Annotated in this window: 26 protein-coding genes; 5 read left to right on the top strand and 21 right to left on the bottom strand. The window is 45.3% G+C overall.

Annotated elements, in window-relative coordinates:
• Both KNP88_RS07250 and aroQ read right to left on the bottom strand, forming a co-directional pair.
• Nucleotides 1-1,065: a M24 family metallopeptidase gene (locus KNP88_RS07250; RefSeq protein WP_029333064.1), complete on the bottom strand. Its 1,065-nt coding sequence runs from the start codon at nt 1,063-1,065 to the stop codon at nt 1-3.
• 19 nt (nt 1,066-1,084) lie between these two features.
• Complete coding sequence (gene aroQ / locus KNP88_RS07245) at nt 1,085-1,510, bottom strand: type II 3-dehydroquinate dehydratase (RefSeq protein ID WP_088836607.1); 426 nt, start codon at nt 1,508-1,510, stop codon at nt 1,085-1,087.
• Nucleotides 1,511-1,666: 156 nt separating this feature from the next.
• On the opposite strand from aroQ, the gene KNP88_RS07240 reads away from it, so the two are divergent.
• Together KNP88_RS07240 and KNP88_RS07235 are read left to right on the top strand one after the other, a co-directional pair.
• Entirely contained in the window at nt 1,667-2,599 is a 933-nt protein-coding gene (locus tag KNP88_RS07240) for a DUF1385 domain-containing protein (protein ID WP_088836606.1), read from the top strand.
• A gap of 20 nt (nt 2,600-2,619) precedes the next feature.
• Nucleotides 2,620-3,027, top strand: coding sequence for an SA1362 family protein (locus KNP88_RS07235; RefSeq protein ID WP_088836605.1), 408 nt, complete (start codon nt 2,620-2,622; stop codon nt 3,025-3,027).
• Between the two features lie 78 nt (nt 3,028-3,105).
• Here KNP88_RS07235 and hpt read toward each other — a convergent pair whose 3' ends face one another.
• The 3 genes from hpt to KNP88_RS07220 form a co-directional block, all read right to left on the bottom strand.
• Nucleotides 3,106-3,633: a hypoxanthine phosphoribosyltransferase gene (gene hpt / locus KNP88_RS07230; protein ID WP_088838449.1), complete on the bottom strand. Its 528-nt coding sequence runs from the start codon at nt 3,631-3,633 to the stop codon at nt 3,106-3,108.
• Between the two features lie 145 nt (nt 3,634-3,778).
• A complete protein-coding gene (mntR, locus tag KNP88_RS07225; RefSeq protein WP_029333059.1) occupies nt 3,779-4,201 on the bottom strand; it encodes a transcriptional regulator MntR in 423 nt (140 codons plus the stop codon).
• Between the two features lie 24 nt (nt 4,202-4,225).
• A complete protein-coding gene (locus tag KNP88_RS07220; RefSeq protein WP_214893048.1) occupies nt 4,226-5,056 on the bottom strand; it encodes a lipoate--protein ligase family protein in 831 nt (276 codons plus the stop codon).
• A gap of 138 nt (nt 5,057-5,194) precedes the next feature.
• Between KNP88_RS07220 and KNP88_RS07215 the strand changes: the two genes are divergently transcribed.
• Nucleotides 5,195-5,575: a rhodanese-like domain-containing protein gene (locus KNP88_RS07215; protein ID WP_029333057.1), complete on the top strand. Its 381-nt coding sequence runs from the start codon at nt 5,195-5,197 to the stop codon at nt 5,573-5,575.
• A 240-nt stretch (nt 5,576-5,815) separates the two neighbouring features.
• Here KNP88_RS07215 and gcvPB read toward each other — a convergent pair whose 3' ends face one another.
• From gcvPB to KNP88_RS07150, 13 genes are all read right to left on the bottom strand, one after another.
• Nucleotides 5,816-7,294 (bottom strand): aminomethyl-transferring glycine dehydrogenase subunit GcvPB, encoded by a 1,479-nt coding sequence (gene gcvPB / locus KNP88_RS07210; protein ID WP_214893046.1) that lies wholly within the window; start codon nt 7,292-7,294, stop codon nt 5,816-5,818.
• Entirely contained in the window at nt 7,287-8,633 is a 1,347-nt protein-coding gene (gene gcvPA / locus KNP88_RS07205; protein WP_214893044.1) for an aminomethyl-transferring glycine dehydrogenase subunit GcvPA, read from the bottom strand. Before gcvPA ends, gcvPB begins: the two co-directional genes overlap by 8 nt.
• A 13-nt stretch (nt 8,634-8,646) precedes the next feature.
• Nucleotides 8,647-9,729 (bottom strand): glycine cleavage system aminomethyltransferase GcvT, encoded by a 1,083-nt coding sequence (gcvT, locus tag KNP88_RS07200; protein ID WP_214805186.1) that lies wholly within the window; start codon nt 9,727-9,729, stop codon nt 8,647-8,649.
• Nucleotides 9,730-9,911: 182 nt separating this feature from the next.
• A complete protein-coding gene (locus KNP88_RS07195; RefSeq protein ID WP_214893042.1) occupies nt 9,912-10,226 on the bottom strand; it encodes a hypothetical protein in 315 nt (104 codons plus the stop codon).
• Nucleotides 10,223-10,708, bottom strand: coding sequence for a shikimate kinase (locus tag KNP88_RS07190; protein ID WP_088836600.1), 486 nt, complete (start codon nt 10,706-10,708; stop codon nt 10,223-10,225). Before KNP88_RS07190 ends, KNP88_RS07195 begins: the two co-directional genes overlap by 4 nt.
• The gene (locus tag KNP88_RS07185) at nt 10,701-10,934 is read right to left on the bottom strand and encodes a hypothetical protein (protein WP_251137157.1); all 234 of its coding nucleotides are present in this window, start codon (nt 10,932-10,934) and stop codon (nt 10,701-10,703) included. Before KNP88_RS07185 ends, KNP88_RS07190 begins: the two co-directional genes overlap by 8 nt.
• A 35-nt stretch (nt 10,935-10,969) precedes the next feature.
• Nucleotides 10,970-11,401, bottom strand: coding sequence for a hypothetical protein (locus KNP88_RS07180; protein WP_251132500.1), 432 nt, complete (start codon nt 11,399-11,401; stop codon nt 10,970-10,972).
• Nucleotides 11,286-11,642 (bottom strand): prepilin-type N-terminal cleavage/methylation domain-containing protein, encoded by a 357-nt coding sequence (locus KNP88_RS07175; protein ID WP_214805181.1) that lies wholly within the window; start codon nt 11,640-11,642, stop codon nt 11,286-11,288. Before KNP88_RS07175 ends, KNP88_RS07180 begins: the two co-directional genes overlap by 116 nt.
• Before the next feature lie 6 nt (nt 11,643-11,648).
• A complete protein-coding gene (locus tag KNP88_RS07170) occupies nt 11,649-12,110 on the bottom strand; it encodes a prepilin-type cleavage/methylation domain-containing protein (RefSeq protein ID WP_239456852.1) in 462 nt (153 codons plus the stop codon).
• Complete coding sequence (locus KNP88_RS07165) at nt 12,079-12,390, bottom strand: competence type IV pilus major pilin ComGC (protein WP_214893040.1); 312 nt, start codon at nt 12,388-12,390, stop codon at nt 12,079-12,081. Before KNP88_RS07165 ends, KNP88_RS07170 begins: the two co-directional genes overlap by 32 nt.
• Nucleotides 12,391-12,410: 20 nt before the next feature.
• Nucleotides 12,411-13,349: a type II secretion system F family protein gene (locus KNP88_RS07160; protein WP_251137156.1), complete on the bottom strand. Its 939-nt coding sequence runs from the start codon at nt 13,347-13,349 to the stop codon at nt 12,411-12,413.
• 17 nt (nt 13,350-13,366) lie between these two features.
• The gene (locus KNP88_RS07155; protein ID WP_251137155.1) at nt 13,367-14,212 is read right to left on the bottom strand and encodes an ATPase, T2SS/T4P/T4SS family; all 846 of its coding nucleotides are present in this window, start codon (nt 14,210-14,212) and stop codon (nt 13,367-13,369) included.
• A gap of 57 nt (nt 14,213-14,269) precedes the next feature.
• The gene (locus KNP88_RS07150) at nt 14,270-14,656 is read right to left on the bottom strand and encodes a Spx/MgsR family RNA polymerase-binding regulatory protein (RefSeq protein ID WP_029332995.1); all 387 of its coding nucleotides are present in this window, start codon (nt 14,654-14,656) and stop codon (nt 14,270-14,272) included.
• 225 nt (nt 14,657-14,881) lie between these two features.
• On the opposite strand from KNP88_RS07150, the gene KNP88_RS07145 reads away from it, so the two are divergent.
• On the top strand, nt 14,882-15,145 hold the full coding sequence (locus tag KNP88_RS07145; protein WP_012369782.1) for a DUF2626 family protein: 264 nt from the start codon (nt 14,882-14,884) through the stop codon (nt 15,143-15,145).
• Nucleotides 15,146-15,198: 53 nt separating this feature from the next.
• On the opposite strand, the gene KNP88_RS07140 is transcribed toward KNP88_RS07145, so the two are convergent.
• Entirely contained in the window at nt 15,199-15,816 is a 618-nt protein-coding gene (locus KNP88_RS07140) for an MBL fold metallo-hydrolase (RefSeq protein ID WP_088836596.1), read from the bottom strand.
• Nucleotides 15,817-15,983: 167 nt separating this feature from the next.
• Here KNP88_RS07140 and KNP88_RS07135 point away from each other — a divergent pair, with 167 nt between their 5' ends.
• Nucleotides 15,984-16,163 (top strand): DUF2759 domain-containing protein, encoded by a 180-nt coding sequence (locus KNP88_RS07135; RefSeq protein ID WP_029332993.1) that lies wholly within the window; start codon nt 15,984-15,986, stop codon nt 16,161-16,163.
• A 155-nt stretch (nt 16,164-16,318) separates the two neighbouring features.
• Here KNP88_RS07135 and KNP88_RS07130 read toward each other — a convergent pair whose 3' ends face one another.
• Both KNP88_RS07130 and KNP88_RS07125 read right to left on the bottom strand, forming a co-directional pair.
• Complete coding sequence (locus tag KNP88_RS07130) at nt 16,319-18,244, bottom strand: LTA synthase family protein (RefSeq protein ID WP_034801229.1); 1,926 nt, start codon at nt 18,242-18,244, stop codon at nt 16,319-16,321.
• 216 nt (nt 18,245-18,460) lie between these two features.
• Nucleotides 18,461-19,417: an ROK family glucokinase gene (locus KNP88_RS07125; protein WP_157898463.1), complete on the bottom strand. Its 957-nt coding sequence runs from the start codon at nt 19,415-19,417 to the stop codon at nt 18,461-18,463.
• Nucleotides 19,418-19,420 lie beyond the last annotated feature (3 nt).

Raw genomic sequence — 19,420 nt, 5'->3', positions numbered from 1 at the left:
TTAGAGTGTAATGAGTTCTTTCGATGAAGACGAAAGAATTTCGCGCCCTGATTCGGTAATCAAGACATCATCCTCAATTCGGCATCCACCAACTTGTGGCACATAGATTCCTGGTTCGACTGTCACGATCATCCCTGGTTCGAGCTTCGTTTCCGAACGGAACGAAAGTCCCGGTCCTTCATGCACCTCAAGACCAATGCCGTGACCAGTCGAGTGACCGAAGTATTCGCCATAACCAGCTTCTTTGATGATGTCACGTGTTAACGCGTCTGCTTCGATTCCAGTAATCCCTGGACGAAGTCCGTCTACGCCCGCAAGTTGTGCTTGTAAGACCGTATCGTAGATTTTTTGTAACTCGGAATTAATTGGACCGACCGCAATCGTTCGCGTAATGTCAGAGACGTAACCGTTCAACAATGCACCAAAGTCGAGTGTTACGAGCTCACCCGTTTCAATCACTTTTTGGCTCGCGACACCATGCGGTAACGCTGAGCGGTAACCAGATGCGACAATCGTATCGAATGAAGACGACGTCGCTCCATGCTTACGCATGAAGAATTCGAGTTCGTTCGACACTTCGAGTTCTGTTTTCCCCGGCTGGATGTACGTCAAAATGTGTTCAAAGGTAGCGTCTGCTAGTTTTACCGCTTCCTTAACCATCTTAATCTCTGATGAATCCTTAATCAAGCGTAGGTTTTCGACGATTCCGGTCGTTGGAATCAGTTCGATTGCAGAAGCTTCATCATATGCTTCGAATAAACCAAGTGTCATCGTATCTTTTTCGACCCCAACCGCTCGCACGCGTGCGCCTGCGATGAGTTCACCCATCGTCGCCGGAATCGACCGATCGATTTGAACGATTTCCATTCCTTTGACTTGATCAGCAGCTTGCTCCGTATAGCGGAAATCCGTCACGAAATAAGCATGTTCTGCCGTAACGAGACACGCGCCACTTGAACCGGTGAATCCTGAAATATAGCGAATATTTTCTGCCTTCGTCACGATAAGTCCTGGTAAGTCACGTTCTTTTAAAGCGGATTGTAATGCTTCAATACGATGTTGCATGTCTGTTTCCCCCTTTAAATTATGTAGCGTCCGGATGAAGTAACGCTTCAGTAGCGAGTATATACCCCGTCATCCCAAGTCCACTGATGACACCACGACAGACCGGTGCGATGAGTGAGCGATGTCGAAACTCTTCTCGCGCATGAACATTCGATAGGTGCACTTCGATTGTCGGCACTTCAATCGCTGCGATCGCGTCACGTAAGGCGATACTCGTATGTGTGTATGCAGCTGCATTCAACACAATGCCATCATACCCCCGCGCTGCATGTAGAGAATCAATCAGCGTTCCTTCATGGTTCGATTGTTCAAACGTAAACTCAACTTCCGGAAAACGTTCCATCATCAACGTTTCTAAATCATTCAACGTCTTTGCACCGTATGTTTCCGGCTCACGCGTTCCAAGTAAATTCAAATTCGGTCCATTTAAAACCAATACGCGCACATCATCACCTCCATTCGTCCTTCTGATTGTATCATAAGACGTTTTCCGTCTCCTAAAGATTCACCCGTCATCAAGCAGTCCCCCATAGTTTTTTTGAATAGAATCTAGTAAACTGACGATACACGATATTTTATTTGAGATAGGATGCGTTTAAATATGAAAACCGCAAAAGCTCCCGTCGGTGGACAAGCCATCGTCGAAGGCGTAATGTTCCAAAATGCGACACATGCTGTTTCTGCAATTCGTCGAAATGATGCGACGATTGAGACATTTGAACAGAAAAAGCCGATTCGTCCACGGATTGCGATTGGTAAACGAATCCCGCTTCTCCGCGGACTGTTCGCTCTTGTCGAATCATCTGCGAATGGAGCAAGCCACATGAACTTCGCAAGTGATCGTTACGGCGTTAATCCCGGAGAGGAAGAACCCGAAGAAACGAATCAAGGACAATTGACAAAATGGCTCGGCGTCGCTTTACTTGGTGTTTTATCATTCTTTTTCGGAAAGTTACTGTTTACGCTGTTGCCGGCATTCTTAGCCTCACTATTCAGTTCTTTCCCAGCATTATCCGGCCACTTCGTCCAAAACGTCATCGAGGCGTTGATTAAGCTGACCCTACTGTTTGGATATTTGTACTTGATTTCATTGACACCACTCGTCAAACGATTGTTTCAATACCACGGGGCGGAACATAAAGTCATCAATTGTGTCGAATCCGGTCATCCACTGACCGTCGAAAACGTCAGAAGAAGCAGCCGCCTCCATTATCGTTGCGGTTCAAGCTTCCTGATCTTCACAGTCATCGTCGGTTTCTTCGTTTATTTAATCGTCCCGACCGATCCATTATGGGTTCGACTCGCCTTCCGAATCGCTTTACTTCCCGTTGTCATCGGTCTGTCTTTTGAAGTTCTTCAATTAACAAATAAAGCCCAAAATATCAAGGGATTACGTGTCATCGCCTTGCCAGGCCTATGGTTACAGTACTTGACGACAAAAGAACCAGACGATTCACAGATTGAGGTTGCGATTTATGCGTTTGAAGCACTCGAAAAACAGGAAGATAACATACATGAGAATGCACTGGGTTAATCGATAACAGGGGTGATAATATGATTAGACAACGGATCGGCTCTACATTCGCACTTATCGTGTTACTGTTTGCTTTCGTCGGCTTTGGATATAAGCTTATCAATGATCCTGGCGGTCTGTTTTCACAATTACTGTTCGTTGCAGTTGTGGCGGGAATCATTTTCTTGATCTTTAAGTTCATGACGCGCAATAGCGGTGCTGCAAGCGGCGGAAACGCACAATATCGAAAATCAGTCGCGCAATCGAAAAAATTGCACGGTAAACGAGATCAAGGTCCGCGTCGAACAGACTTTAAGAAAAAACAAATCAAAACGGCGACGAAATCTTCGACTTCGAACAAAGTACGCCCACTTCGCGATCGGTCGAAAGGTCCTAATTTGACCGTCATCGAAGGTAAAAAAGGCAAAAAGAAAAAACGTGCTTTTTAATATTAAAAAGAGAGAGCTGCTAAAACGCAGCCCCTTCTATCGTTCGACCGTCAGCGACTCGTGTCTGCTGACGGTTTTTTATTCTGTCTCGACCCAACCAATGTACGGCAAATTGCGATACTCTTCTGCACAATCGATGCCATAGCCGACGACGAAGTAATCCGGAATCTCAAATCCAACATAATCTGCCGTCAACTCGACTTCACGACGCGCAGGTTTATCAAGTAACGTACAAATCTTCAAAACACCGGGTTTATGCAATTTCATATGCTCGCACAAAAAGCTCAGTGTATGTCCCGTATCAATAATGTCCTCGACAACAACAACATACTTCCCTTCGACATCCAGGTCTAAATCTTTTTTCAATTGAACGCGTCCAGAAGAGACCGTCTTCGCACCATATGATGAACAGGCAACGGTATCGATTTGAACACTTCCTTTAATTTGCCGCATCAAGTCCGCTGCAAAAACCATCGACCCTTTCAACACGACGACAAGGACAATTTGACGCCCGGCCGCATCCCGTTCAATCTCGATTGCGAGTTCACTCACTTTTTTAGCTAAATCAGTTTCTGAAACCAATTTTTCTTTGATGACGATTTCCATAGTATCCGGGTGAATTTCCACCCGTCACCCCCTTCGGTCATTTTCATCGTCAGTATAGCATAATCCGTTCAATTCACGTACTTTTTTATTATTTTATAACTAAACGTTCGTTTATAAGGCGTTTAACGTAAAAAAACAAGCCCACTCAGTCTTCTGGGTGTGCTTGTTGATAATTATGAAGTTCTTCCTGTAAAGCCGGACGTTCAGCGAAAAATTGAATCATCCCATTGATTTTATCAAGTGCTTCGATACTCAAGTGATGTTCAATTCCCTCGACATCTTTATAGATTAGTGACTCTTCTACGCCGACAAGGCGCAAGAAATCTTCTAACAGCGCATGCCGTTCGACAAGTCGTTTCCCAATCTTTCTACCTTTTGCAGTCAACATGAGACCACGATACTTTTCGTAGACGAGGTACTCTTCACGGTCTAACTTTTGCACCATCTTCGTTACAGAAGAAGGGTGTACTCCTAATAGTTCTGCGATATCCGATACACGGGCATACCCTTTTTCTTCGATCAAGATATAAATTTGCTCTAAATAATCTTCCATACTCGGAGTCGGCACGACATCACCTTCCAATCTTTCGCTTTAACGTTTCCAGTTCCATTCATCACTACGATACTTCTCGGCTAACTGTTCAATTTCCTGCCATTGCCGCTCATTGAATTCAAGCGGAACGAATTCCAATTGAAGCGCATCCTCAAAACCACGTGTAAACGCATCACGAACTTCCTCGAATGACACTTCCCGGCCCGCGAGTTCATTCAAGGCAACCGCTTTCCCTGCAAAGCGTGACTTCATCCGTTGACGCATCGTTTCATCTTCATAAAGGAAGCAGTCAAACAATTCACCTTCATCAACCGATAGAGGCACTGATCCATGCTGAAGCACAACGCCTTGATGACGAACTTGAGCACTCCCCGCGACTTTCCGTTTTCCGACTGCCAATTCATAGTAAGAGGCTGCATCAAAACAAACGGCCGATTTCGGCTTTCGTAACTCTTCCTTTTCTTCTTCCGTCATCGGAACTGAAAATTCAACGGGAATACCGAGGTGATGATAGCCTTTCCGGATTCCTTCCGTCAACAGGCGATAACTTTCGATTACAGTTCGTGGTAGTCCTTCTGTCGCCTCTTGAATGACGACACTATATGTGAGTTCATCCGCATGTAAAACCGCTCGACCACCAGTCATCCGTCGAACGATTGGGATACCGAGTTCTTCAATTCGCTTTCGATCGATATCACGTGTCGCACGCTGGAAATGACCGACACTGAGTCCGCGTGGTTCCCATGAGTAAAAACGAAGCGTAGGCGCAATCTCTCCTCGCCCGACAAAAGCAATCAATGCTTCATCAATTGCCATGTTCATTGCCGGCTCTAATGCTTCGGTCGTCAATACTTGCCATTTCTTTACCAAGCGAACACCCCCAAAACGTTTCCGTATAAGTGTATCAGACCCTTTCTATCCTGCGCAACGACGAGTCGATTGCCGAAATCGATTTCGTTTACTATAATGATAGAGATGTTATATGAACGAAGGGGTTGGAAGTTGAATATGGAAACAGGCACAATCATCACAATCGTCTTATGGGTGGCATTGATTGCTTATGTCGTCTGGCGTTTCATGCCAGTCAAAGGCATCACAAAACTCTCGCAAGAGGAATTCCGCGCGAACTACCGTAAGGCACAAATCGTCGACGTCCGGGAAACACAAGAATTTAAAGGGGGTCATATCGTTGGCGCGCGTAACATTCCGGTTAGCCAAATGAAGATGCGTTCGAAAGAGCTTCGTAAAGATATGCCGATCTACTTGTATTGCCAAGGCAGCATGCGCTCTTCACAAGCAGCTAAAGTCTTGAAAAAAGCCGGCTACACGAACTTGTACCAGCTTAAAGGCGGTTTCAAACAGTGGACTGGAAAAGTCAAACGTAGCTAATTCACTATTCAAGCGAAGAACCCTTCCTACGCCTCAGGCTCAGGAAGGTTTTTTTCGCTTGTCGACTCATTGACGAGACGCTCTGATTAAAGAGGTCGTGAACGACAAAAATAGGCATAGAAATGACCGATGATCCAGTAAAAATGGAATCATCGGTCATTTAATTAATGTCGACCGGAAACGTCCGTCATAGGAATCGATCTTAGTCTGACTTACGAGTCAGTTCGTTTTCAGTAACCGTTATGCATGGACTTCCTGTTTCGGCTCATAACGCAACACCGGTTTACGCGCCGCCAATGTCTCGTCCATCCGTTTGACGACCGTCGTATGCGGTGCGTTCAGGACGACGTCTGGCGTTTCTTCGACTTCACGTGCGATTTGGAGCATCGCGTCACAGAACGCATCGAGTGTTTCTTTCGATTCCGTTTCCGTCGGCTCAATCATGATACACTCTTCGACATTCAACGGGAAATAGATTGTCGGTGGATGGTAACCGAAATCAAGCAGTCGTTTTGCGATATCAAGCGTCCGCACGCCAAGTGCCTTTTGGCGACGACCCGACAAGACGAACTCATGTTTACAATAGACATCATACGGTGCGTCATATGCGCCTTTGAGGCGTGCTAACATATAGTTTGCGTTCAAGACAGCTTCTTTCGAGACACGGGCGAGACCTTCTCCGCCCATCGTCCGAATGTAGCTGTAGGCGCGGACATTAATCCCGAAGTTTCCGTAGAATGGTTTGACACGTCCGATTGCATCTTTGCGATCATAATCAAGGATGAATCCTTCGTCTGTTTTTGCGACGATCGGTTTCGGTAAATAAGGGATCAAGTCTTGTTTGACACCGACCGGACCTGAACCAGGACCACCACCACCGTGAGGACCGGTAAACGTTTTGTGGAGGTTCAAGTGAACAACATCGAAGCCCATATCGCCGGGACGTGCAATCCCCATGATGGCATTCGAGTTTGCTCCATCGTAATACAATTTCCCGCCTGCTTCATGGACTGCTTTTGCGATCTCGACGATATCCGATTCAAACAATCCGAGCGTGTTCGGGTTCGTCAACATTAAAGCCGCTGTATCGTCTCCCACTTTGCTCTTTAAGTCTTCTAAGTCAACAAGACCTCGTTCATCTGACAAGACCGTCACGGTATCAAATCCTGCGACAGACGCCGATGCCGGGTTCGTGCCGTGTGCCGAGTCTGGAACGAGTACTTTCGTCCGTTTGAAGTCGCCGCGCGCATGATGATAGGCTTTGATCAACATCAATCCAGTCCACTCTCCGTGTGCCCCTGCTGCTGGTTGAAGCGTCACTTCATCCATTCCCGTGATGACTGCTAACTTTTCTTGTAAGTCATACATCAAACCGAGCGCTCCTTGAATGCTCTCAACCGGTTGAAGCGGATGAATGTGGGCAAACCCGGGAAGTCGTGCCATATCTTCATTGATTTTAGGATTGTATTTCATCGTACATGAACCGAGCGGATAGAACCCGGAATCGACACCGTGGTTTCGGTTTGAAAGTGCCGTGTAGTGACGGACAAGATCCAGTTCCGAAACTTCCGGTAACGCGACATCTTCTTTTCGTACAAAAGAAGATGGCAACATGTCTTCGATTGCTTCTTCTTCGACCGTCGCGAGTGGTAACGCATATGCGACACGACCGGGTTTTGAGATTTCAAAAATCAATGTTTGTTCACTTGATTTATGCATGAGTTAATCCCCCTAACGCTGACACGAATTGATCGAGCTCTTCTTTCGTCCGTAATTCTGTTGCACAGACAAGCATTTCACGACTTCGTTTTGCGTCGTATGTGCCGAGCGGCAATCCACCGATAATTCCCGCTTTAAGCAATTGACGACTCGCTTCTTCCGCATCGATTGGTAATTCGACGACGAATTCATTAAAGCTCGGTCCATCATCGACGATGCGGAAGCCGGCTGCTTTCAATGATTTTTTCAAGGCATGTGCCGTTTGCAAGTTGCGGACCGCTAAATCACGAATCCCTTGTTTTCCGAACGCGCTCATCGCGATCGATGCCGCCAATGCGTTCAACGCTTGGTTGGAACAAATATTTGATGTCGCTTTATCACGACGAATGTGCTGTTCGCGAGCTTGGAGCGTCAAGACGAAACCGCGTTTGCCATCCTCATCCACTGTCTGACCGACGAGACGACCCGGAATTTTACGCATTAAGGCTTTTGTCGTCGTGAAGTAGCCACACGTCGGTCCACCAAAACTTTGGGGAATCCCGAACGGTTGGCAATCGCCAATCGTAATATCCGCACCGAGTTTCCCAGGTGCTTCAAGCAGTCCGAGGGCAAGCGGATTGGCCGAGACGATAAATAAACCGCCTTTTGCATGTGTTGCATCTGCTAACGCTTGTAAATCTTCGACGCGTCCATAAAAGTTCGGGTATTGGACGATGACACATGCGATATCATCAAGTCCGTCTAATTGTTCGATTGCCGTCTCGCCGTCCCGTAACGCAAGCGTCTCGACATCGAGCCCCGGCCCTTTCGCATACGTCCGAACGACATCATGTGCTTCCCGATGAACCCCATTCGACAAGACGATCGTCTTTTTCTTTTTATGGGCACAGGCAAGCATTGCCGCTTCCGCTAGTGCTGTAATGCCGTCGTACATCGATGAGTTCGCGACATCCATTCCTGTCAATTCACAAATCATCGTCTGAAACTCGAAAATCGCTTGCAGTTCCCCTTGTGAGATTTCAGGTTGATAGGGTGTATACGCCGTATAGAATTCTGAACGCAACAACATATGATTGACGACAGCCGGTGCATAGTGATCGTAAATGCCTGCACCGAGGAACGATGGATATTGCTTCGTATTCATATTTTGGTCAGCAAGCTTCGAGAGTGTCCGAATCAAATCTGTTTCCGGTAGCGGAATCCCGACTTCTTCTAACGTCCCTTGGTCGCGGACAGCGGCTGGAATGTCTGCTAGTAAATCTTCAATCGAATTTGCACCAATCGTCTGTAACATCTCTTTTTCATCTTCTTGCGTCATCGGTAAATAACGAAAATCCATCTATAAGTCCCCCTTAGTTGGCTCGACGATAAAACGGTGTGTTCACACGTTTTGCGGCTAGTTTCTTTCCACGTACTTCCACTTCGAACTGGTCCTCTGTCGCATATTCTGCTGGCACGAGCGCCAAGGCAATGGCTTTACCGATTGTCGGCGGCAACGTCCCTGTCGTCACAAAACCAACAGTCTCTCCATTCAGTAAAACCGGAGCATCCTGACGGACAATCCCTTTATCGACGAGTTCAAGTCCAATCAAACGGCGTGGTGCGCCTTGTTCTTTTTGTTGTGCGAGCACATCTGACCCGATGAATTTTTTCGCTTGTGGTTTGACGGCAAACCCCATCCCTGCTTCGATCGGTGAAATCGTCGCCGATAACTCATGACCATAGAGTGGTAAACACGCTTCAAAACGTAAAGTATCACGCGCGCCAAGACCACATGGAACGACACCTGCTTCAAGTAGTGTCTTAAAGACATGTTCTGCATCTGCTGCCGGCATATATAACTCGAATCCATCTTCTCCCGTATAACCACTGCGCGAAACTAACATGTCGATGCCTGCCACTTTCCCGTAAACGAACCGGAAAAATTTAATTTCATTTAATGCGAGCTCCGTCATCGCCGACAGGACTTCTTCTGCTTTAGGACCTTGGACGGCAATCTGCCCATACGCATCCGATTGGTTTTCAAGTAACACGTTTCCTTCTAGATACGAACGAAGATGCGCTTCATCTTTCTCGATATTCGAGGCGTTGACGACTAGTAAATATTTTTCCTCTTCCAGTCGATATACAAGCAAGTCATCGACCGTCCCACCATCTTCTTGACATAAAACATTGTATTGAGCCTGTCCAATAGCGATCTTAGAGATATCATTCGACAGCGTCTTTTGAAGAAACGCTAATGCTTCAGGACCTGTCACTAACAATTCTCCCATATGAGATACATCGAACATCCCTACTTGTTCACGTACTGCAATGTGTTCTTCCTTGATTGATGAAAACAGAACCGGCATTTCAAACCCTGCAAAATCGACCATTTTCCCCATCGGTGCGATCGTTTCAAACAATGGCGTTCTCTTCAATGTCGTCTGACTCATACATATCCCCCTATTTACGAACATTTTATGTTCCTTTTCTCTTTAATGTTCAACTTTCATTTACATTCTATCAACTTCAAACCTATTTTTCTAGGTTTATTCGGAAATTGAACAAAACTAAAGAGAGAAAGGACGAAGTCCCTTCTCTCCTATTGTTTCACATTCGCTCAATGAAAGCCATTTCAAAATTGCTTGAGTCCAGCTGTATGTTGAACTTCTGTTGAAAGTCGTTGCCCTTCAACCATTAGTTGACGCGCCCCTTGCTCAACACGCTTCCCTTCACTCACAAGATGATCGACATTTCCTTTAATTTGATCAATCCGATTCGTCGTATGGTCGACGCCTGCCTGCAACGTTTGCTGACGGATCGTAAATCGCTCCAACAACTGTTTTACAAGCCGTAAGTCTTGTGAAATCTTCTTTTTATAAAGCACAAATCCATAAGCAACTAAGCCGAGGATCGCTACTACAATGATTCCAAGGTTAATCCAAATCATGACTTTTCCTCCAATACCGATTCTATTTCTGCCGTTAGCTCCCGAATCGATTTCATTCCCTCTAAACGAAGATCCGCACCGTCTGCATAGATAGGACGTCTGCGCATATACAAAGACTTCACAGTCTCGTACTTCCCTACTAAGGGACGATTTCGGTCCGACTCAATTCGTCTCCAAATCGAATCGAATGGTGTATCAATCCAGATTACCGTACCCGTTTCCTTCATCCATGTACGATTTTCGGGTCGTTCAATGATTCCACCACCTGTGATGACAATTTGAGATTGACTGTTTCGTAACAATTCGCTTTCGCGCGCTCGAAACCCTGCCTCACCATGTGCTGCAAAAAAATCAGCAATTGATTGACCATACTCTTGAACAAAACGTTCATCCAGTTCATCTACGTCATATCGTTCGCTTAACTTCCGACCAATCGCTGTTTTACCAGTTCCCATAAAGCCAATTACATAAACCTTATCCATCCGAAACGACCGCCTCGATTCTTTGTCCATTATCTAAGACTGCTTCCATTTTAAAGCCTTTATCCGTTCGGATACAAGTAACTCGTCCAATCGGATAACGGATCGTCTCATCTTGGCGACAGTCATGTGATGCCGCTCTGACAAGGGACTCGAGTTGAAGCGCCTCTTGCTCTAGCTTATACTGTTTGATGGTCTCATCCATCCGCATACAACCTAGTAGCATCATGGCACCAATTCCTATCAGAATCAATAAGGTTTGAATCAGGATGAACCCGGTTTCTTGCAGGCGTAAGTTCGAGACCGCTGATTGAGTTCGATTACGATTCGGGCACCGTCTTCTTTGATTCGATAATGCGTCACGTCGTGGGCATACGTCAGTTCGCCTCCAAACTCTTTTTTGAGCCGTATTTGATTTTGTACACGAACGAGCCGCCATTTAATCGGCTCCTCTCCTGGATCGACATCCCGCCCCCTCAGCTCTTCTCCTACTAATCCACACTCAATGCTGCGCCACATCAATCGTTCGACGGTATGAAAAAACAGGTCCTCTTCCATCCATTCTGTTTGGTTGGCGTTGCTAACGAGTTGTGTCATCGTCAATAATCCAAGGAGTAATAGAGGACTCAACCAAAGGACCATTGAAATTTCGAGGAGGGTCGTTCCGGATTCGGCTCGCAAGGCATAACGTTTCAAGACACCACTTCCCTTCCTCGACACGATACCCCGTCGAATCACCCGCCACTTGCTTCGATGCCATCTCGTCCAAGCGCCGTGTCTCAACAATTAACTGTGTTTTTTGTTTTTCGAAATTCAAGTAAGGATCAATCGCTAATACTAAGAACAAACTGATGGCGACAAGTGAAAGTGTCACTTCAAGGAGAGTGAATCCACGCTCTTCCTCCGAGCAAACAACTCTTTTTACCTTTGACCGCATGCCATTTCACCTCATTTGTTGAATCAACATTTGATAATTTCCGAGGAGGAATTTTATTTCATATTCTTGTTTTGCTGAACGGCAGTACCAGGTCGAGGCATAGGTCGAATGATAACTTTTAAAGTAAATCACTCGCCCGGTCGTCGGGATGATACAACTATGACCAGGTTGAAACGTTCTCTGCCACAGGATTCGATCGTTCACCATGATAAAATATCCCGTTCCGTCTGCACGCCATCGAAATTGAATGGTATTTTGATTATCCGTTTTGGAGTATTGCAGTAACCGTAACGTCTGAAAATCTTGCCGCATCATCGCAATATCTTGTTCGAGTAAATAAATTGCCGGGCGCCGATCAATAACAGTCGGCAATAACAATAAGCACAGCAGACCTGTAATCATTAAGACTCCACTCATTTCAATCAATGTAAACCCGTCACTTCGTAAGTTCGCCTGTTTTTGAATCATAGGTATACGTCTCCTGATCGCAGAGCAGTTCATTTGGTTTTTCAGCAGTACCACGGTTAATCGTCTGCAATGTTTCCGGATATTTTTTTTCTTTCGCATAGTAGAGGTTGACCTCGGAACGAATGACACGGATGTTCGCTTCACAACTAACACCTTTCGCTTGATCTTTCCCGCTCGTCATCGTCGGAATTAATACGAGCAGCAGTAGCGAAATAATTAATAAGACAGCAGCCATTTCAAGTAAAGTGAATCCAAGTTCGTTTTTCAAGAATCGTCTCATAATCAAAACTCCTTCTTTCTTCAAAATGGAAGTTGTTGAATCGCCAGTTGGATCGGGTAGTACAAAATAAAAAATAAGCTGCCTGTCATGATCGTCAAGCCTCCATACAAGACCGGTTCAATCAACAGCAGTTTTTTCTCTAACTCTTCTTCAATCGATTCATGCAACAAACTGGCTTGTGCTAGCAATAATGGACCTAAGTCACCACTTTCTCGAGCAAGGTGAACGAGCCCAACGGTTTCAACATCAATGATTTTTTCTTGTAAGATGGCTTCAGATAACGAGGTGCCCGCTTGTTGATGTTGGTGAAGCATCGCGTACATTTGTTGTTTCTTTCCCGTCTGCCCCTGTTCAAGCGAGCGGAAAGCCTCTTCTAACGAGAAACCTGCGTCAATAAAGGAACCAATCTCAATCGTAAACAAGTAACTGTAATACAACTGAAGGAGTTTCTGAATGATTTTAAACTGTAATAGCCGTTTGACCGGAATCAGACGAAAGGTGAGAAGGAGGATTGAAAGTAACAGAATCGGAGTCGCTGCAAGGACGTACTTGGCTGAAGGGTGTAAAATCAAGACTAAAAAGCGCGGAAGACTTTCTGGACTCGACATCTCGAGCAGGGAAGGAAACACGTAGAGGGCATAAAACATGAAAAGTAACATCAAGCTTGAGGCGAGGACGAGTGGATACCGCGCCATTTTCCAAAATTTCTTTTTCATTTGATTTTCTAACTCCAGCAAGCGAATGACCTGTTGTAAAATCATCAAGGGGCGTTCCGTTTGATCACCCACCTGAAGCAGACGTTGGAGCGAAGGGGACAAGGCGAGTGGTTCTAATGCGATGGATAACGGATTTCCGCTCTCTAACCGACGTTGGATTTCTTCAATGACCGGCAGAAGGATCGGCTCTTCGAATCGTTGTAAGATTTCTAACGTTTCTTTCGTCGAAATGCCTTTTGACAATAGTCGATGAAATCGGTTTAAAAAGCGACATTTGCTGTTCGTGTTAAGTTTTCTACTGTACAGTGGACATGCCCCTCCTCCCGGTAAAGATGAATGATTTTTTTACAGACCGCTAACTCCTCCCCTGAAATCCCTAGTGATTTTAAGCGTAACAACACTTCATTGACTGTTCCGGCATGTAAAGTAAATACGACGACGTGCCCACTAAGAGCAGCATTGATCGAGAGTCGTGCCGCTTCAGCAGTTCGAACTTCCCCAAAAGCAATCCAATCCGGGTCTGCCCGAAGAATTTCCTCAAAACAACGTGTCGCGTCAAAACCGGCCTTTTCATTTAACTCAAGCTGTAAGACACCAGGAACCGTACATTCGACGGGGTCCTCGACAGAGATGATCCGCTTGCCTTCCATCGATGCCATCAAGGAATAGAGCATCGTCGTCTTACCTGCCCCCGTCGTCCCAGAAATGATGATACAACCGTGACTTTGTTGTTGAAGCCATTCTAAATCCTCAATCGGATTGAGAAGCGTCGATGCAATCTCACTCGAGACAACCGCCCGATAGAAGCGCCATGACATCGCGTCCCCGTGACGACTTGGTAAAATCGAGACCCGCATCCCGCTTTCGTCAACCGGATAGACACCACTTTGCGGAATCCGTTCATTTTGTTCTTTCAAGTTGGATTCATACCGAATATGACTAACGATTGAACTGTATTGACTAAAAGGGATTGCTTCTTGTTCCTTTAATCCGTCGGCCGTCCTACAAATGACACGCGCCATCTGTTCATCTGGAACAAAATGCACATCGGTGACACCACCTTTTGCAAATCGCTGAATCAATTGACTGACAAGTTCTCTCAACATGACACCTCCTTACTTAAAAAAGTACAAAAAAAAAGAAGCCCGAACAACTCGGCTTCTTTAAGATACTTGGGCGATTAAGCGTGCTTTGCGCTTCGCTAGTGTTTCAAGACCTGGTTTATCATACCCGATTACGAGTTGTTTGCCATCAGTAATGATTGGACGACGTAACAGTTTCGGATTATCGCTCATCAATCGGAGTAGTTCGCTTAATTTCATATCCTCTACATCAATCCCAAGATCTTTGAAAGCTTGGCTGCGTGTTGCGAGTAAACTTTCGATGCCGTCTGTCGATAATTTCAACAATTCCATCAATTCGTCCACTGTCGGAGCATTTCTGAACAGATGGCGTTCTTCTACATCAACATGTTCCTCTTTTAACCATGATTTCGTTTTACGACAAGATGTACAGCTCGGATACGTGAAAAATATCAACTCATTTGCCATTGTTGCTCCTCCTCTCAAAATATGCGCTTCTCATTACAGAAACTATACCACGGTTTTTTTGCTTTGTACACCTTTTGTACAACTATTGTACAACTTTTTATTAAACTTCATCTTTTGTTCACAGTTATTCCTCAACAAACACTAGAACATGATGGACGGATGATTGTTTGCTTGGTAAAATAAGTACGTATATTGACTATCTGTCGGATTTAGGGGGTTATATGAATGGGGAGAATGTACCGCGTACTCGGATTTTGGACTGGAATCATTGCAGTCATGGCATTTATCGGCGCACTCGGCGGCGACGCGAGCTCAAGTGAGCATACGGATTCATTTTTAGTTATGGGCTTTGTCTTCTTGGCACAAACTGTCTTCTTTGCAGCATTAGGCTATCTTCGCCTAACTGAAAAAACGTATGTCTACATCTTTGCAGCTTACTTAACAGTATTCTTTATCGTCTTCACGTATTGGTCCAACTTCCAGATGTAAAATAAAAAAACGCCTTCTCTTCAATCGAAGAGAAGGCGTTTTTTTACACGTAATCAAAAGAACGGGTTGTTCTTAACTTCTTGACGCAATGTTGTCGTCGGACCATGTCCAGGGTAAAACGTCGTGTCATGCGGCAATTCAGCGATGATTCGATCAATCGAGCGCATCAACGTGTCTTGGTCGCCACCATGTAAGTCCGTCCGCCCAACACTCTGCTTAAACAACAAATCACCGGCAAAGGCAACCCGCTCATTTTTGAAGTAGAACGTAACGCTACCAGGCGAATGCCCAGGCGTTTCGAGAACATGCATGTTAAAACTACCGATTGAGAGTGGTCCAGGCTCTAACCGATGCTCAGCCGGTTTGACTTTGACCGGCGGCACACCAAACTTAGACGATCCATTTAAATCGGGATTCGCCAACCATTTTGCTTCTTTTTGATGAAGATAGACTGGAGCCGATGTGAATCGTCTCAACATGTCAACGCCACCGATGTGATCAAAATGAGCGTGTGTTAAGAGGATTGCTTCGACTTGCGCGTTCCGCTGTTCGATTTCGTCAAAGAAACGCATATCTTCCGTCCCCGGATCAATGACGAGACATTTCCCATCTCGAAAAAGAAGGTATCCGTTTTCCGAGGCGATACCTGAAGTAATACTTACGATTTCCATATGATCAGACTCCTTTTAAACATCATTCTTTTCTACTATACACGAAATTGTCGAAAGTTCCCTCTTCCCCCTCTCGACTTTAGGCGGATAGTCAGCTAAACTAAAAAGTGAGATTTAAGTGAAATCTTCGTGAACTTCATAACGTGATTTTTAAGGGGGAGTACGTCATGCATTTGGATCAACCAATCGGTTGGCTTTTCTTCATCGTAGCACTCGTCGGTGTTTGGGCCGTCGTCCGTTCACTTAAGAAACGCCAAATGTTTCCACTCGTATTTGCTGGACTGACTGTTGTACTATTCGGCTGGTTCGGTATTGCGACGCTGATTTTCGGTGGAATCCCATCGTAATCGTTGGATAAACATTAAAAAGGTGAGCTTTCTCGTCGAGAAGGCTCACCTTTTTTTGTCGTCATAAGTCTTGCGAAACGAATCATGCGAACAAAAGAAAGCCGAAATCCCTTAAGACGTAGAGGGATTTCGGCTATTTTAGTGTTTATCACGACTTATTTAGACTTTTGTAAGAAACGTAGCAAGTCACCGTAAATGACTTTGTCCGACAGACCGAGTTCTTTTTCTGACTGCTTGACTGCCTCTTTACAGATGGCTCCATTTTCTTCATCCGTCACTTCTTCACCTGTTTTCCGGTCATAACACGTTTCTTGTGTATAAACGGTTTTATCGGTGATGATAGACCCATCACGGAACAAGGCGTAATCTTTATGTTCTTTTGAGAACAAGTCTGTTCCGAATAAGACTTCATCCTTAAAGTCTTTTCCTAATAGGTGGAGCAACGTTGGTTTCATGTCGATTTGACTCGCCACTTCTTCGTGCTTCACACCTTTAGTTTGTCCTGGTAAGTGAATGACGAACGGAACACGTTGCAACTGAGCGACGTCATATGCCGTCAACTCATCTTTTTCGAGGAGTTCCGCCATCGCCGCGTTATGGTTCGTCGAGATTCCGTAATGGTCACCATACAACATGAAGATTGTATCGTCCCATGTACCATCCTCTTTCAGACCATCGATGAACTTACCGAGTGCCATGTCTTGGTATGCGAGGGCTTGGACATAATGATTCAATGTCGTCGAGCTCGTCTCAAGCGGTGGGACAAGTTCATCTTCCGGTTTCGGCATTTCGAACGGATAGTGGTTCGTCAATGTGATGAACTTCGAATAAAACGGACGTGGAAGATCTTTCAACATTGGTAACGACTGTTCAAAGAACTTGTCGTCGAGTAAACCCCACTCCGTTAAATCATCCGGGTTACCGAGATCATAATCTGTCTCCGAGAAGAAACGATCGACACCAAAACTATTGTAAACGATGTCACGATTCCAGAACGATTTATTGTTCGCATGGAACACGGCAGAATAATAGCCGTCTTCTTTTAACATCTCTGGTGTTGCCCGGAATTCATTTTCCCCATTCGTAAAGAACGCAGAACCACGACCAAGTGGATAGATTGAATTCTCTAAGATGAATTCAGCATCCGATGTCTTCCCTTGTCCCGTATTATGGTAGAAGTTATCCCATGAATGTGACTCTTTAATTAATTTGTTTAAGTTCGGTGTGATTTCTTGACCATTCGGCGCTTTCAGACCAACCGCAAATGATTGGGCCGATTCGAATGACATCACGATGACGTTTTTACCTTCGTACTTACCGAACATGACCGGGTTCGGCTCAGCATACTTCGACGCGACGAAGTTTTGAACTTCCGACAATTCAGAACTGTCCGCAAGAGCTTTTTGTGCTGATGTTTTTGATTGAATCAACGCGTCATACATATGGAAGTTAAACGTTCCGATATTTTTGACGAGTAGTTCGCGGTCAAATGCCCGTGTCAATAGTTCCGGACGTTCCGTTTCAGCAAGTGCCAAGTTTCCAAGGAAGACAGCAGTTGCTGCGACGAACGCTAAAATCGCGCGTCCTCGTGACGCGACATTTTTAGACATGTCCATTTTCCGTAAGAAGAATGGAAGAATCAATAGATCGCCGACAATCAATAAGTCTGCCCATGTCAACAATGATGTAAGCGATGCTGAGACCGTCTCAGCATTTGATGTTTGGAACAAGACCGGTAACGTCAAGTAGTCATTGAAAAAGCGGAAGAAAATGATGTCCGCATAAAGAACGAGCGTCGCCAGGACGAGTATTCCGTAGATGAACCATTTTTGAACGTTACCACGGAAGAAGAAACTAAATCCAAACATGAAGAGCGCCGAACTGATTGGATTAATCAGTAAGATGAATGCTTGTGCTGAATTCGTAATCGGAACATCGAAAAACAGCGTGTATGCTACATACGTTTTTAACCAAATCAACAATGTCGCAATCCAAAAAAGTTTATGTTCTGTGTAGGTGCTTTTCACACCTTGGCCTACCTTTAGTCGCATGCGCGACCAAATGCCAGAGTCTTGCTGCATAAAAACCTGCCTCCTAATATACGTGTGTTCTTGACCTGGAACTTTTACACGTCAATCCATATTCTATTTATACCCGTATCACGTGAAAATTTTACGCTTACTTTTACAAAAATGCAACCTGAACAAAGCAGATACTTAACAATCACATACTTTCCTTACGTTTGTAAACAAAAAAAAGATTCGCAAAAGCGAACCTTTTTCTGAAATTTAATGAAATCATTTTTTCAAGAACATTTGTTTCGCAAGCCATGCACAACCGATGACACCTGCGTCATTCTCAAGTTCAGCAATTTTGAAAGTCGTCGACTCAAACACACGCGGTAACGCGAAGCGTTCAAATTGTTTTTTGAGCGGTACCATCAAAGCATCCCCTGCTTTTGAAACCCCGCCACCGATAACGATCATTTCCGGATTGATGCTGTTCGCGAGATTCGAGATTGCTAATCCGAGATGGAACGTCACTTCCTCGACGACTTCCGTCGCAATCCGGTCGCCCTTCGTATAGGCATCGAAGACATCCTTCGCCGTCACGGCTTGAATATCGTTCAGGACCGTTTGCTGTCCTTTTCGTTTTTCGAGCCCGAGACGTGCCACACCGGTCGCAGAGGCGATCGTTTCAAGACATCCTTTTCGTCCACAACCGCACAGGACGCCGCCTTCTGCTAACATCGTGATATGCCCGATTTCTCCTGCCATCCCGACTGTCCCGTGAACGATTTGACCGTTCGTAATCAATCCACCACCGACGCCTGTCCCGAGTGTCACAGCAAGTAACTCCGTCGCTCCACTACCGGCACCTTTCCACATCTCACCAATTGCCGCTGCATTCGCATCATTTTCAATAACAGCCGGTAAACCCGTCAATCGTTCAAATTCACCAATCAACTCAAAGTTATTCCAACCGATGTTGACGGCACGTTCGACGACACCGGTATTAAAGTCGATGAAGCCTGGTGCACCGATTCCGGCACCAACGAAGTCTTCCGGGCGTTTATTACTCTCTTTACATTTCTCAAAAAAAGATGTCGCGATGTCGCCTGGAATCTGTTCCCCATCATTCAGGATGACCGTCTCAATCTCCCATTTCTCAACGATGATGCCTTGTAAATCAAGAATTGCCATCTTGACTGTCGTTCCACCAATATCAATCCCGAGTAACCATTTCATCTGCATAGC

This window comes from Exiguobacterium sp. H66 (assembly GCF_018618705.1).
GTDB classification, from domain to species: Bacteria; Bacillota; Bacilli; order Exiguobacteriales; family Exiguobacteriaceae; genus Exiguobacterium_A; species Exiguobacterium_A oxidotolerans.
This window is presented reverse-complemented; position numbering and strand designations above follow the sequence as displayed.

Excerpts from the sequence above, each read along its gene's own strand:
- gcvPA (WP_214893044.1), bottom strand. The coding sequence starts at position 8,633 with ATGGATTTTCGTTATTTACCGATGACGCAAGAAGATGAAAAAGAGATG.
- KNP88_RS07175 (WP_214805181.1), bottom strand. The coding sequence starts at position 11,642 with ATGCGGTCAAAGGTAAAAAGAGTTGTTTGCTCGGAGGAAGAGCGTGGA.
- KNP88_RS07130 (WP_034801229.1), bottom strand. The coding sequence starts at position 18,244 with ATGCAGCAAGACTCTGGCATTTGGTCGCGCATGCGACTAAAGGTAGGC.
- KNP88_RS07235 (WP_088836605.1), top strand. The coding sequence starts at position 2,620 with ATGATTAGACAACGGATCGGCTCTACATTCGCACTTATCGTGTTACTG.
- gcvPB (WP_214893046.1), bottom strand. The coding sequence starts at position 7,294 with ATGCATAAATCAAGTGAACAAACATTGATTTTTGAAATCTCAAAACCC.
- KNP88_RS07215 (WP_029333057.1), top strand. The coding sequence starts at position 5,195 with ATGGAAACAGGCACAATCATCACAATCGTCTTATGGGTGGCATTGATT.
- KNP88_RS07240 (WP_088836606.1), top strand. The coding sequence starts at position 1,667 with ATGAAAACCGCAAAAGCTCCCGTCGGTGGACAAGCCATCGTCGAAGGC.
- KNP88_RS07155 (WP_251137155.1), bottom strand. The coding sequence starts at position 14,212 with ATGTTGAGAGAACTTGTCAGTCAATTGATTCAGCGATTTGCAAAAGGT.
- KNP88_RS07165 (WP_214893040.1), bottom strand. The coding sequence starts at position 12,390 with ATGAGACGATTCTTGAAAAACGAACTTGGATTCACTTTACTTGAAATG.
- KNP88_RS07125 (WP_157898463.1), bottom strand. The coding sequence starts at position 19,417 with ATGCAGATGAAATGGTTACTCGGGATTGATATTGGTGGAACGACAGTC.
- KNP88_RS07190 (WP_088836600.1), bottom strand. The coding sequence starts at position 10,708 with ATGGATAAGGTTTATGTAATTGGCTTTATGGGAACTGGTAAAACAGCG.
- KNP88_RS07140 (WP_088836596.1), bottom strand. The coding sequence starts at position 15,816 with ATGGAAATCGTAAGTATTACTTCAGGTATCGCCTCGGAAAACGGATAC.
- KNP88_RS07135 (WP_029332993.1), top strand. The coding sequence starts at position 15,984 with ATGCATTTGGATCAACCAATCGGTTGGCTTTTCTTCATCGTAGCACTC.
- hpt (WP_088838449.1), bottom strand. The coding sequence starts at position 3,633 with ATGGAAATCGTCATCAAAGAAAAATTGGTTTCAGAAACTGATTTAGCT.
- KNP88_RS07145 (WP_012369782.1), top strand. The coding sequence starts at position 14,882 with ATGGGGAGAATGTACCGCGTACTCGGATTTTGGACTGGAATCATTGCA.
- gcvT (WP_214805186.1), bottom strand. The coding sequence starts at position 9,729 with ATGAGTCAGACGACATTGAAGAGAACGCCATTGTTTGAAACGATCGCA.
- KNP88_RS07170 (WP_239456852.1), bottom strand. The coding sequence starts at position 12,110 with ATGATTCAAAAACAGGCGAACTTACGAAGTGACGGGTTTACATTGATT.
- KNP88_RS07250 (WP_029333064.1), bottom strand. The coding sequence starts at position 1,065 with ATGCAACATCGTATTGAAGCATTACAATCCGCTTTAAAAGAACGTGAC.
- KNP88_RS07185 (WP_251137157.1), bottom strand. The coding sequence starts at position 10,934 with ATGATGCTACTAGGTTGTATGCGGATGGATGAGACCATCAAACAGTAT.
- KNP88_RS07195 (WP_214893042.1), bottom strand. The coding sequence starts at position 10,226 with ATGATTTGGATTAACCTTGGAATCATTGTAGTAGCGATCCTCGGCTTA.
- KNP88_RS07150 (WP_029332995.1), bottom strand. The coding sequence starts at position 14,656 with ATGGCAAATGAGTTGATATTTTTCACGTATCCGAGCTGTACATCTTGT.